12 protein-coding genes are annotated in these 13085 nt (G+C 59.0%); 6 read left to right on the top strand and 6 right to left on the bottom strand.

Annotated features, from left to right (window positions below; translation table 11 throughout):
• Together APH42_RS03770 and APH42_RS03765 are read left to right on the top strand one after the other, a co-directional pair.
• On the top strand, positions 1–1080 hold a 1080-nt coding region (locus tag APH42_RS03770; protein ID WP_256217772.1), incomplete at its 5' end, for a metallohydrolase.
• Positions 1073–3298: a Mov34/MPN/PAD-1 family protein gene (locus APH42_RS03765; protein ID WP_060492760.1), complete on the top strand. Its 2226-nt coding sequence runs from the start codon at positions 1073–1075 to the stop codon at positions 3296–3298. The genes APH42_RS03770 and APH42_RS03765, both read left to right, overlap by 8 nt.
• Before the next feature lie 72 nt (positions 3299–3370).
• Here APH42_RS03765 and APH42_RS03760 read toward each other — a convergent pair whose 3' ends face one another.
• Positions 3371–3952, bottom strand: a complete 582-nt coding sequence (locus tag APH42_RS03760) for a hypothetical protein (protein ID WP_060492759.1) — start codon at positions 3950–3952, stop codon at positions 3371–3373.
• 250 nt (positions 3953–4202) lie between these two features.
• The gene (locus APH42_RS03755) at positions 4203–5426 is read right to left on the bottom strand and encodes a site-specific integrase (protein ID WP_060492758.1); all 1224 of its coding nucleotides are present in this window, start codon (positions 5424–5426) and stop codon (positions 4203–4205) included.
• A 325-nt stretch (positions 5427–5751) separates the two neighbouring features.
• Between APH42_RS03755 and APH42_RS30100 the strand changes: the two genes are divergently transcribed.
• Positions 5752–5925, top strand: a complete 174-nt coding sequence (locus tag APH42_RS30100; RefSeq protein ID WP_012273200.1) for a hypothetical protein — start codon at positions 5752–5754, stop codon at positions 5923–5925.
• A gap of 243 nt (positions 5926–6168) precedes the next feature.
• On the opposite strand, the gene APH42_RS03750 is transcribed toward APH42_RS30100, so the two are convergent.
• Positions 6169–6810 carry a 3-oxoacid CoA-transferase subunit B gene (locus APH42_RS03750; RefSeq protein WP_012273199.1) on the bottom strand — a complete coding sequence of 214 codons (642 nt, stop codon included), beginning with the start codon at positions 6808–6810 and terminating at the stop codon, positions 6169–6171.
• An 8-nt stretch (positions 6811–6818) separates the two neighbouring features.
• A complete protein-coding gene (locus tag APH42_RS03745) occupies positions 6819–7514 on the bottom strand; it encodes a 3-oxoacid CoA-transferase subunit A (protein ID WP_010954768.1) in 696 nt (231 codons plus the stop codon).
• A gap of 228 nt (positions 7515–7742) precedes the next feature.
• Here APH42_RS03745 and APH42_RS03740 point away from each other — a divergent pair, with 228 nt between their 5' ends.
• Together APH42_RS03740 and APH42_RS03735 are read left to right on the top strand one after the other, a co-directional pair.
• Positions 7743–8192, top strand: coding sequence for a GNAT family N-acetyltransferase (locus tag APH42_RS03740; RefSeq protein ID WP_012273198.1), 450 nt, complete (start codon positions 7743–7745; stop codon positions 8190–8192).
• A 111-nt stretch (positions 8193–8303) separates the two neighbouring features.
• Positions 8304–9182, top strand: coding sequence for a LysR substrate-binding domain-containing protein (locus APH42_RS03735; protein ID WP_012273197.1), 879 nt, complete (start codon positions 8304–8306; stop codon positions 9180–9182).
• Positions 9183–9254: 72 nt separating this feature from the next.
• Here the strand turns inward: APH42_RS03735 and APH42_RS03730 are convergent, their stop codons facing one another.
• A complete protein-coding gene (locus APH42_RS03730) occupies positions 9255–10472 on the bottom strand; it encodes an amidohydrolase family protein (protein ID WP_060492757.1) in 1218 nt (405 codons plus the stop codon).
• Positions 10473–10753: 281 nt separating this feature from the next.
• Here APH42_RS03730 and APH42_RS03725 point away from each other — a divergent pair, with 281 nt between their 5' ends.
• Positions 10754–11908, top strand: a complete 1155-nt coding sequence (locus APH42_RS03725; RefSeq protein ID WP_060492756.1) for an MFS transporter — start codon at positions 10754–10756, stop codon at positions 11906–11908.
• Positions 11909–11964: 56 nt separating this feature from the next.
• On the opposite strand, the gene APH42_RS03720 is transcribed toward APH42_RS03725, so the two are convergent.
• A complete protein-coding gene (locus APH42_RS03720) occupies positions 11965–12870 on the bottom strand; it encodes a LysR family transcriptional regulator (RefSeq protein WP_060492755.1) in 906 nt (301 codons plus the stop codon).
• Positions 12871–13085 lie beyond the last annotated feature (215 nt).

The following is a 13085-nucleotide window of genomic DNA, read 5'->3' as shown; positions in this document are numbered from 1 at the left end:
AACTCCAACGATGACACGCCTGATGTCGGACGTGCGTTGAGGGAGCGGCTGCAGTGGGACGAAAAGGGACGTCCATTCGTGAACGCCTTCTTGCTTAGCCACCCAGACCAGGATCATTGCGCAGGCATGAGAAAGCATTTCTGGCTCGGTGATCCTGCCGACTACCCAGATGATGAGAAGGGGCGTTGGGAAAAGCGGATCATGATTCGCGAAATGTGGTCGTCTCCTCTGGTTTTCCGTCGGAGCTCGAAGAAGAACCATGTCTTGTGTGACGATGCCAAAGCCTTCGACAAGGAAGCGCGGCGGCGTGTGGAATATTGGCGTACCTACCGTAGTGCAGGGCACGGTAACCGCATCAAGATCATGGGCGAAGATAACGCAGGTAAGACTGACGATCTGGGCCCGATCCTGATCAAGTCCGGTGAAAAATTCAGCGGCATTGCAGGTGAGGATATGTCGCCATTCTTCACTTCCCACTTGCTCGCACCCGCGCCGCATGAAGATGACGCTTATCTCGAAGAGCGCCTGTCGAAAAACGAGTCGAGCGTGGTCATGAACATCCAGATTTCGCCCTTTGGCTACGCACAGACGAGAACTAAATTCCTCGTCGGCGGCGACGCTGAGGTGTTGATCTGGGAGCGCATGTGGGAGCGCTTTGAGCAGACGCCGGAGGTGCTCGAATATGATCTGCTGCTGGCACCTCATCATTGCTCTTGGCACACGCTTTCCTGGGATAGCTGGTCGGGCCTGGGAGAAAAGGCGAGGGTGAGTTGGGATGCACGCCAAGCGTTGAGCCAGGCCCGCAACGGAGCAACGATCGTTTCCAGTAGTGTTGAAATTCTCGACGACGACTGCGATCCGCCGTGCATTCGGGCGAAGCGCGAATACCAGGCAATTCTGGACGATGTGGACGGCTGGTTCTCGTGCACAGGCGATCTGGGCGAAAAGGCAGCCATGGACTTTGAGGTCTGCACGGATGGTAAGGTGAAACTGCTTGCCGCTGCTGTAGCACTCGCTGGTGCGGTGCCCAGTTCGGTAGCCGCTTCAGTTCCGCCTCGCGCAGGCGCCTGTGATGCTTGAGTACTTCGAGCTAGGGGATGCGAGGCCTGATTGCGGGGAAGACGAACTGTATCCTCAAACGCAGGCCTTACTGAGCGCCTTGCGGGCGTGCCCCTATACCGATGTTCGAGAGGTTCGGGCAGATTCATCGGGGAAAGACGGTACCGAATACATCGTCATTGATGCAGGTGACGGGACCGTGGATGCCGGCAACCAAGCGGGTATCCGCCGGCGGGAGCGCTTGGCGATTGGAGTCAATCCCAGGTATCGCGTACCAGTCGTCGTTTACACCCTACGCAAGGACTTCCCGCTGCTTTCTCACCAGCATCCGCCATCGAGCGATGGGCCCCGGGTTCTGTGTTTGTACGATAGCGCCTGGTCGACAGTAGAGCGCAGTTGGACGCCGGAGCGCTTCATAGCGCGAATGTTCTGGTGGCTGCGGGAGTCTGCGTTGCTGAAGTTGCACAGGGATGACCAACCGCTAGAGCAGCTGTTTTACATGAGCCCTTACCAACTGATCCTACCCTCGAACTACCCAGATTACGCCAAGGCAGGTAGTAGGACGTTGACCATCTTCAAGGTCGATCAGGGCGACTCGGTGATTCTGAAAGCTGAGCCGTCCAGACCCGACGATCAATCGAAGACGGTGCGAATGGTGCCGGTGATGGTTGAGCCGGTAGGAACGACCACGCTGGCCGGCTTTCCAGAAACACTTGGGAAATTACAGGATCAACTCGTTTCGTGGGGGAGCGATCTCTACGGCGCCTTGTATGACACCGTCTACGAGGCAATCGAAGGGGGGATATCGCCCGCGCACGGAAAAGGCGAGGGTATTCTCATCACCGTGTGGATTCCTCGCGTCCGTGAAGGCGGTGCTGAGCGGATCGATGTCGCGGGATACATGCTGAATGCTTCCCTGTTTGACCTTGCGACTGCATTGGACATGCTTGGTATGCCTGATGCAAAAGGGCTGTGTCAGCGGATCACGTTGTTGGGTGGGGCTGCCGGCTCGGCCTGGCGTTCCCTTTCACTGATGCCTGTGGAAATCCGCACAGCACTCACTCCGCAAACCGCACGAGATCTCTCCGGCACCCCAGAAGAGCACAGTGAAATCAAAGGCGTACTCGCCGGAGTGGGCGCTCTGGGTAGCGTGTTGGCTGATTTATGGATACGCCAAGGGTGGGGGCAATGGACTTTCATCGATCCTGACCGATTGCTGCCTCACAACCTTTGTCGGCACATCGCTTTTGATGGATTCGTTGGAATGCCCAAGGTCAAGGTATTGCAGGAAATGGCTTGTGCTACCTATCCCAACTGGACGCCACCTAGCGCTATTGATCGAAGTGTCCTGGACGAGTCCGCAGAGGTCACCTCATCGTTGACCAGCGCCGACCTTGTCGTCGATGTCACTACAACCTTCGGGGTGCCCCGAGAGCTTGCGCGCAGAGATGAAGCTCCGCGTACAGTAAGTCTATTCGTCACTCCTTCTGGTCAGTCTTGTGTGATGATTTTGGAGGACGAGGCGAGACGGCATCGGGTTGATGGTTTGGAAGGCCAATACTATCGGGCACTTCTTCATCATGAGTGGGGACGTACGCACCTGGTCAGTCATCTGGGTGACCGCTGGGTGGGCGGGGGATGTCGAGATATTTCGGTCAGACTGTCGGGCGAATACATCCACTTGCACGCAGGGATTCTGGCTAGACAGCTCCGCAAGTCGGTGGCGAAGCCTCAGGCCAGGATCTGCGTTTGGGAGTGTGATGAGCAGTCGGGAGCGGTAAGAACGCACGAAATTGAAGTTGCCCAGATACATTCAGTGGAGTCTGCTGGATGGACGGTGAAATATGATGAGGCCCTGGTTCAGAAGCTGCTCACCTCTCGCCTTGCGGCGCTGCCGAATGAAACGGGGGGCGCGATTCTCGGCGTCACCGACCTGAAAACGAAGACCATCGTTATCGTGGATGTTTTACCAGCTCCCCCAGACAGTGAGGCGAGCCCGAGCCACTTTATAAGGGGACAGGTAGGTCAGGCTGAGGCCCTGGGCACAGTGCACTCGCGCACTGCTCGGGTGGTTGACTACGTAGGGGAATGGCACTCTCATCCTGATAATTGTCCTGCTCGCCCGAGCCAGCTGGATGAGCATCTGCTGGATACACTTCATCGCAAGATGAGCGCGGAAGGATTGCCAGCGCTCATGGTGATTGCGTCCAAGGGGGAGGTTGCGGTGTTTGTTCGGTAACGAGCGTAGACCACGTCGCTAGGTTGGCAGTGCGGCGCGGTGAATGGGCGGTCTGAGACCGCCCTGCAACGTTTAGATGAGGCCGCTTTTTTTTTGCTCGCGACGATAACGCCGCTTGACCTTATCCATGGGCGGATTCTCAACCACTCGATCGCGCTGATGGAACAACGAAGGGAAGTTTGCTCTGACAAGCTCGGGAGGCGCGACGGCAAATGAGGCCCAGTTCCATTGCCAGGCGATGAACTCCGCTTGGGTCTCGATCACATACAGCGGCATGTCGAAAATTTCTCGGAAATCCATAATAGCCAGCCTGCCGTGGTCGGCACTGGGCATTCGGATTTCTCGGCCATGCTCGTCCCAACCAATGAAGTACGAATCATAGCTGATCGACTTCCCGTCGAAGTGGCTGAGGCGGATGTGCCCAATGTCCTGTTTGGGTACACGGATGCCGCAGATCTTCTTCATCAATCCCGTGTAGTAGTCACCAAGGCGATCGGACGGAGCGGTTTCGACACACTGTGTGAAATGCTTGAAACTCTGATAGCCGAGACGCTTGGCGAGGTAGTTCAAATACTGGGTATGTTTAAGCTTGGGGGCACCGGCAACCTCAGTTTCTTTGAAGGTTTCGATGATAGATTCGGCTGTGAAAGGCATGACATTGACTCCAAAGTCATGGCCGTAAAAGCACCTTGCCAGGGGACAAGTCCTGGATGCTTCGCTGGGCTTGCTGCGAGCCGGGCTGGCCACGGGGAGTAATGTGGTTAGCGTCAAAACACCGATCTTTCCCACGCAGCAGGGCGGTTCACGGCGACCTGGGCTCTAGGCCCTGTCCATAGGATAACTAGGTGCTAACAGAAATTTCAATCGGATACAGCGGAAGCCAAAAATCTACATTGCTGTATTGTCACTTGCTTACAAAGCAGTAATGAGCCCAATCGTGCATGAGTTGGACGCGTTTCGGCCATAAAGTACCCCGCTGATACGCGGCTTCAACGCTATCAGGGAGCTTATGGGCAAGGGCATGCTCGCATACCTCACGAGGGTGATGCGTTTGCTCCGCTGCCCAGATTCGAAAGGTGGAGCGAAAGCCATGCTGTGTGAGGTGCCCCAACTCCATACGCCTCAGAACGGCAGTGAGTGACATGTCCGATAGCTGTTTTCCTCGCGGGGAGGGGAACACGTATGGACTATCTGCGATGCGAGGCAATGATTTGAGCAACTGAACTGCTTCGGGCGACAGCGGTACAGAGTGTTCCTTGCCTGCCTTCATTCGTGCTGCCGGTATCGTCCATGTCGACTCTTTAAAATTGATCTCGCTCCACTCTGCGCCACGTACCTCACCTGACCGGCAAGCAGTCAAGATTGAGAACTCCAGTGCTCTGGCCGAGACACCTTTGCGCTTGCTTAACTCCCGCATAAAAGCCGGAGCTTCCGCGTAGGGGAGGGAGGCGTGATGTTCAACCTTCTGGACTTTGCTTCTTGCAGGTAGCTCATGCTCCAAATGGCCTTTCCAGCGAGCTGGGTTTTCACCTTGGCGGTATCCGCGGAAAGTCGCCCAATCGAGAATGTTCTCGATCCGGCCCCTGAGCCTGCTCGCGGTTTCCGCCTTTGTGTACCAGAACTGTGTGGGTTCGCTAGGCGAACCGACCTGTTGCTGTAGGACCTTCAACACCAGGTTCGTGTCGACCGCTCCGATAGCCAGTTCACCGATGATTGGATAGGCATAGGCCTCAAGAGTATTTTCCCACTGCTGGACGTGTTTCGGATTTTTCCAGCCCGCACGGTTGGCTTGGATGTAGGCCAGCGCACACTCTTTGAAGGTCTTATGCCGGGCAGCCTCAAGCTTGGCTGCCTGCTGCTTTGCTTTTTTTGCTTCGAGAGGGTCGATACCCTCAAGCAGGCTTTTTCGATGCTCCAGGCTCTTCGAGCGCGCTTCGCTGAGAGAAACGGTGTGTACAGGGCCAAGTCCCATGTCGCGGGTCTTGCCGTTTCTGGTGTAGCGGAACACCCAGGACTTCCCACCTAGTTTGCTGACTTGCAACCAGAGACCGCCGCCATCCCCGTAATAGCCAGGGTCCTTTGCTTTTTGCACCGCGAGAGCGGAGAGCTTGTTGATGCCACGCGCCATGATTCATACCCATTTTTCTACCCACGTTTTATAGCTGGATTTGAGTAGATGGTGCAAGACGTTGGTGGACGTGATGTGGACTTGAGGCCAGTAAAATCAGAGTCTCCATGGAAGTATGTGGACGTTGGTGGATATTGCTCAGGCGGACTACGCTTCCGCCATATTCAAAGCCCTGATTATTCAGGGCTTTTTGCGTTTTTGGGGCCTGTAGGAACGGGCCTGTGGAGTGGGGCGGTTCGACTTTGCGCCCAGAGATCTCTCGCACGCCGGCGCTGCGTAGGCTGTGCCCCCTCACGATCTATGCCGTTCGCACCTGGAGGCCGAAATGAACAAGCTGATCCTGCCCGCCGCCATTTTCGTAAGCGTGATCATCGCCGGGAAGATAGCGGAGCACTTCGGCCTGGAAGGGGGTTGGAAAATAGGTGTGCTTTGCCTAGTGGCCGGTGTTGTTCAAATCGCAGTTACCCGTTTTCAACGTGCCCCGCGCAACAACGCCTAATTTTGAGCGCAGCGCACATGCGCAGCTCGGCATCATCCATCACCGCCTTGGCCAATGCGCAGCCCAAGGCCTAGCCTGCTGCGATTGCGGGCTGGGGTGGTGGGATAGTGGGTGTTGCTGGTGTCTTGGGGGCTGCAAGGCAGCCCCCCGGATTTCAGCGTTACATCAACAATTGCCGGGGCTGCTTCGCAGCCCTTTCGCGACACAAGGCCGCTCCTACACAGGTCTGCGTCGATCAAAACATCACTTGATCAGCGGCACACCACTCAGCTTCTGCAGCTCGTCAAAGTCGATGTCCGCGCAAATCTCGACCACTTTCAGGCCTTCAGGCGTTACTTCCAGCACGGCCAGGTCGGTGTAAATGCGGCTGACGCAACCAATACCGGTCAGCGGGTAGGTGCACGCGGGCACCAGCTTGCTTTCGCCGGTCTTGGTCAGGTGGTCCATCATCACGAACACCTGGCGGGCGCCGGTGGCCAGGTCCATCGCACCGCCTACGGCGGGGATCGAACCTTCGGCACCGGTGTGCCAGTTGGCCAGGTCGCCCTTGACCGACACCTGGAAGGCGCCCAGTACGGCGATGTCCAGGTGGCCGCCACGCATCATCGAGAACGAGTCGGCATGGTGGAAGAATGCACCGCCGGTCAGCAGGGTGACGTGCTGCTTGCCGGCGTTGATCAGGTCATCGTCTTCCTCGCCCGGCGCTGGGCTTGGGCCCATGCCCAGCAGGCCGTTCTCGCTGTGCAGGAAGACTTCCTTGTCGCCCAGGTAGTTGGCCACCAGGGTCGGTGCGCCAATGCCCAGGTTTACGTACGCGCCTTCTTGAATGTCTGCGGCCACGCGTTGGGCCATCTCGGTGCGGGAGAGCTTTTTGGTGATGGTCATGGCAGGCCTCAGACAGCTTTGGCAATCGAAGAAGCGGCAGCGCCGGTGACGGCGACCACGCGCTGGACGAAGATACCCGGAGTGATGATGTGTTCCGGGTCCAGTTCACCGAGTTCGACAACCTGGTCGACCTGGGCGATGGCAGTCTTGGCGGCCATGGCCATGATCGGCCCGAAGTTGCGCGCGGCTTTGCGGTAGGTCAGGTTGCCCCAACGGTCACCCTTGTGCGCCTTGATCAGTGCGAAGTCGGCGTGCAATGGCATTTCCAGCACGTACATGCGGCCGTCGATTTCACGGGTTTCCTTGCCTTCGGCCAGCAGGGTGCCGTAGCCGGTCGGCGAGAAGAACGCACCGATGCCCGAACCGGCTGCGCGGATACGCTCGGCCAGGTTGCCTTGCGGCACCACTTCCAATTCGATCTTGCCGGCCCGGTACAGTTCGTCGAACACGTAGGAGTCGGATTGGCGCGGGAATGAGCAGACCACCTTGCGCACGCTGCCTGCCATGAGCAAGGCGGCCAGGCCGATCTCGCCGTTACCGGCGTTGTTGCTGATGATGGTCAGGTCGCGGGCACCGGTTGCGATCAGGCCATCGATCAGCTCGGATGGCATGCCGGCAGTGCCGAAGCCACCGACCATGATGGTCGAACCGTCGGTGATTCCTTCCACCGCGCTGGCGATGGACTCGTACGTTTTATTGATCAAGGCGAGCTCCTGGTTGTTCCTGGAGTTGTGGTTGTCGGGCTGGCCGGAGCGCGTGAAGCGATGGGGCCTGTCAGCGCTTGAAAGTGTTTGCTGACTTTCGGTATAGCGTGCCGCAAGATAGGGCAACAGTAGAGGGGGTTTGGCTGAATTTGTGCGATTATCGAACTATTGTGCGATGTGCGAGCAGCTGCAGTGGGCATCAGAACCCCATCAACCAAAGGAGACCCCATGATCCGGCTGGCCGTAGCAACCGATGAGCCCGAGATCAGAAAGTGCGCCGAGCAGGCCTATGCTCGCTATGTGCCACTCATCGGACGCAAGCCAGCCCCGATGACCGCACATTTCGCCAGGCAGATCGCGCAAGGGGTGGTCTACGTAGCGACGGATGACCAGGCGACCTTTCAAGGCTTCATTGTCTTCTATGCCGAAGAAGGGCATTTGCTGCTGGAAAACGTGGCGGTCCTGCCCCGTGCAGCCGGGCGTGGTGTAGGAAAGGCGCTGATCGGCTTCTGCGAAAATGCCGCCCGGCGATTGGGGATAAGCACCGTCCATCTCTACACCAACGAGATGATGACCGAGAACCTGTCGATTTACCCCAAGCTCGGCTACGTAGAGGTGGGGAAACGTACAGAGGACGGTTTCAATCGGGTTTACTTCGAGAAAACCCTCGCTCCCTGATACCCCGTTCATGCGCGCGTACAAAGCATGCCCCGCACGCAGGCAATGCGTCATGCACCCCAGGTTCAGGCATCATGTACCCAGCCCCATTCAGAAAGCTGAACCCGCCCAATGCCAGAATCCACCAACCCCAACCGAGCCATCTACGACCTGGACATGCTCCGCACCGTGGTCATGGTGGCCGACTGCGGCAGTTTCACCGCCGCCGCTGCACGCCTGCACTCCACCCAATCGACGGTCAGCCAGAAGGTGCGCCGGTTGGAGGAAATGGTCGGCCACCAGTTGCTCGACCGCAGCAACCGCGAGGTGCACCCGACCGATGCCGGGGAAACATTGCTGGGTTTCGCACGGCACCTGCTGGCAGTGAGCAGCCAGTTGACCGAAGCCATGTCAGGCGGGGTGACGGTTACCGTGCGTATCGGCCTGCCGGACGATTTTGTCGCGGGCAAGACGATGCAGGCGTTGGCAGCGTTCAATCGGCGTAACCCGACAGTGAAGCTGGAGATCACCGGTGGCCTGAGCCGGGATTTGATGAGCACCTACGACCGTGGCGAACTGGACCTGGTGCTGATCAAGCAGCGGCGGCATAGCCGGGAGGCCAATGCCTGCCAGCCGGAGTGCATCGAGTGGATCGACAGTGCGCAGTACCCGTGTTTTGCCCAGGATCCGATTCCGCTGGTGACCTTTCCGCCGCGGGGGCTGTACCGGGATGACATGATCGGTGCGGTCGAGGCGATGGGGCGCAGTTGGCGGATCGCCTTTACCAGTTCGAGCCTGGCAGGGATTCAGGAGGCGGTGGCCAATGGCCTGGGGGTGAGTCTGTTGCCTTCGCGCGTGGTGACGGCCAGGCATCGAGTTTTGGGGGCGCAAGAGGGGTTCAAGCCGATCAAAGTGTTTGAGGCGGCAATTTTCCATCGGCCTACGGCGGACCCGATGGTGATGGAGCTGGCTGAGATTCTGATTGGGATTTTGCGGGCTGAGGCAGAGTAAGCACGGGGCTGGAAACCAGCTGGGGCGATGAGGGCTGCCAGGCAGCCCATCACCGGCAAGCCAGCGCTGACCTCAACGGCGCAGCTCGTTGGCAAACTGCGTAGCCTTCAACCGCAATTGCGCAGGCCCGCCCCAGAATGCGCCGTGGCGCACGATCACGCGTTCATGGAGGGCTGCCGCCACCGCCGCCGCCGCATTCGGCGCCTTGAACAGCACGAAACTGGCCTCGTTGCCGACCTTCAAACCGTAGTCTTGTTTGCCCATCACTCCGGCGCTGGCCTCAGTGGCCATTTCCAACGCAACCCGCAATTCTTCGTCGGTGTTGAAGCCCGAGCGATAGCTGATCAGCATCGCCCGTTGCAGCATGTCGCCATTGCCATACGGCCACCAGGCATCCTGGATATTGTCGTTACCGGTGAACACCCGCACACCGCCTGCACGCAGGCGTAGCACAGGCGGGAAGGCGTGTTCGCCGGGTGCGTTGGTCATGATCGATACGCCGGCGCCGGCCAGCAGCTCGGCCGTGCGGTCGACCACCGCGTCGGATACATCGCCCAGGCCATAGGCGTGGCTGACTGCCACCAAGCCTTGCATGCCCAAGGCGGTGGTGCGCGCGGCGATGCGTTCAAGCTGGGCGATGCAGATGTCGCCGGGTTCATGCAGGTGGATATCGACCTTCACGCCGTGCCGGTCGGCAATGCCGAACACGATGTCCAGCTGCGCTTCGGCGTCGCCATCCAGGGTGGTTGGGTCGATACCGCCGACGACCTGCACACCTTCGCGTATAGCCGCTTCCATCACGTCGGCAGTGCCGGGGCAGGTCACCACACCGGCCTGGGGGAAGGCCACAAGTTCGATGTCTATCAGGTCTTTCCAGGTGTCCCGGGCTTCGAGCATGGCGCGCAAGTTGGTCAGGCCGGTGGTGGCGTCCACGTCCACATGGCAGCGCATGGCCACGGTGCCGTAAGAGGCGGCCTGGCGCATCAGCGCGTCGGCGCGCTCGAGGATCGGTGGGGCGCTGGCAAGTTCGCGTTTTTCCACGGCCAGGCGCTCACGCAGGCTGGCGACGGGTTGGTGTGGGCGCCAGCGGTCGCCGACGAAGCTTTTGTCCAAGTGGATGTGGCCGTCGACGAAGCCGGGGAGCGCCAGCAGGCCGTCAAGGTCGATGGTCTCGCGGGCGGGTGTGCTGGCGCGTTGCGGGCCGATGTGGCTGATGCGGCCGTTGCTTACGGCGATGTGCAGGGGCAGGCCATCGGCGTCGATGGCATTGATGAACTCACGGTCGTTCATGAACGGGCCTTTTTTACTGAGGCTTGGGTGACGTACCACGGTAGGGCGGATGCGGGTATGTCTCCAATTAATTATCAGGATCCTATGCAGTGCATTTCTGGATGCAGGCAGGGCGCGTCAGCCTGCATTAAAAAGCCCACTGAAGTCGATTTCGATAATTAACTTTCCAAGCCTTCGCTCTCGGCCCAGGATTGCCCACGGGACCCGCCCGCCGCCAGCTACGGCGCCTTTCAGGGCCGGTCGCCACACACAATAAAAACAAATGCCGTGTCGGAGTCCCCATGACCCATGATTCCAAGCTGCTGCGTGCCGCGCTGATTTTCATTGCCTGTACCTCCTTCATTGTTTGTGGTGTGCAACCCATCTTCATGGGGTTGGTCACCGAACAGCTCAGCCTGTCACTCGACCAGCAAGGTTGGGTGGTGTCGGTCGAGATGATTGGCATGACCCTGGGCACCTTGCTGTGCCCACTGTTGATGAAGCGCCACGGCGGGCGCGGCTTGTGTCTGTTCGTAGGTGGGCTGTGCGTGGCGCTTAGCATCGCCACGGCTTTTACCAGCAGCAACGCGATGTTGCTGGGCGTGCGCCTGGCGGCCGGCACCTGCGCGGGGCTGGTGTATGCCTATGCGGTGTCCACGTTGGGCCGCCTGCCCAATCAGGACCGTTCGTTCGGCCTGATGCTGTTACTGCAAACGCCGGAGTACTCGCTGTTTTCCGCAGCGCTGCCATTGCTTGCTGCGCAGAGTGGAACGGTAACCGCCTTGTGCGCGTTTGGCCTGTGGTACCTGTTGATCTGCGGCGCCAGCCTGGTGCTGCCGCGTCGCCCGGCAGTTTCGTTGGCAAATGACGAAGGTTCGCCCGCCCAGGGTGGTTCGGCGCGTACGGGACGCACTGCACTGGTGGGCATGCTGTTCATGCAGATCGCCATCTATTGCGTGTGGGGCTTCATCGACCAGCTGGCGCGAGACCAGGGTATCGAAGGTGTCGACATTGGCTGGGCATTCGGCCTGTCTGCCATTGGTGGCCTGCCTGGGGCAGGGCTGCCGAGTTTGCTGGGCGCGCGGGTAAACCGGCAGTTGATGATTGCCGTAGGCTTGGTGGCAGTGTTCATTTCCATTGCCATGCTCACCGGCCATACCCGCACACCGATGCAGTTGTTCGTGGCGCTGTTACTGATCAACTTTGGCTGGGTGCTGTCGTTGTCGTACTACATGGCGCTGATTACCACCAACGACCCGACCGGCAAGCTTACGCCGCTGGTCAGCATTACCTTGATGGGCGCGGCGGCCGTGACGCCTGCGCTGATTGCCTTGTTGGTGGAAGGGTCCAATCAACAACTGATCTTCTTGCTGGGGACGGGGGCGTTGGTGATTGCTTTTGCGGTTACCTGCCTGGGGGCCGGGGTTAGAGGTGTGCGTAGAAAGGCTGTTTACTGAGCGTTCGCGGTTGAGGCTGCGCCGCAGCCCCAAGGTGCATGACGATTGGCGCAAGATCATGCATCCGAGAACAAGTCGAACATCAATTGTCGAAGCCAGCGGTTGGCCGGGTCCTTGTTGTACCGCCCATGCCAGAACAGGTTGATTTCGATGTTCGGCAATGCCACCGGGGGTGGCATAACGCTCAACCCGAACGGTGCCTCGCAACTGGCGGCAAACCGCTCTGGCACCGTTGCCAACAAATCACTGTGCTGCAGGATGTGCCCCACCGCCACGAAGTGCGGCACTTCCAGGCGAATGTTGCGCACCACCCCAGCCCGCGCGTAATACGTGTCGACCTCGCCATGCCCGGTATTGGCCGCCACTACATTCACATGCTCGAAGCTCATGAAGCTCTCCATGGTCAGGGGCTGCTGCGTAGCGGGGTGCCCTTTACGGCACAGGCACACATAGCGATGGTGAAACAGCCGCCGTTGAAAGAACCCCGCCTGCAGATGCGGTAACAGGCCAACCGCCAGCTCAATAGTGCCGTTCTGCAGCCCTTCGGCCAGGGTGTCAGCCGAGTTGCGCAATGTGCTGATGGTGCAGCCGGGCGCCAGTGCGGCAAACGCGTCCATCAGCTTGGGCATGAAGTAGATCTCGCCAATGTCGGTCATGGCCATGGTGAAGCGGCGATTGCTGGTGGTCGGGTCGAAAGTGTCCTGCCGGCTGAATGCGTCGCGTAGCGTTTGGATGGCTGTGGTAATCGGCTCCGCCAACTGCAGGGCGTAAGGAGTGGGCTCCATGCCCTGGTAGGTGCGCACGAACAACTCGTCCTGCAGCACAGTGCGCAGGCGCTTCAGGGCATTGCTCATCGCCGGTTGGGTCAGGCTCAGGTTTGCGGCGGCGGTCGAAACTTTGCGGTCGATCAGTAGCTGGTTGAAAACCAGAAGCAGGTTCAGGTCTAGATCGCGTAAATCCATGATACCTCTCAGGTATTGGTCGAGACGCGATGGGTATTGTTTTCAGGGTTTATCTGCGTCCGAATGCAACGCTACCGGAAACGAGACTCACTGGGTATGCATAAACAGTATTCATACCCGAAATAGCCACTATTCGAGTGGCTGCATATCAGCCGTGTCGCGCCTTGGTCATGATGGATCGCGCTAGCCAATTTGGGGGCATGCCCCATCCATAA

The sequence above is a fragment of the Pseudomonas sp. NBRC 111140 genome, from assembly GCF_001320885.1.
GTDB lineage: Bacteria > Pseudomonadota > Gammaproteobacteria > Pseudomonadales > Pseudomonadaceae > Aquipseudomonas > Aquipseudomonas putida_P.
This window is presented reverse-complemented; position numbering and strand designations above follow the sequence as displayed.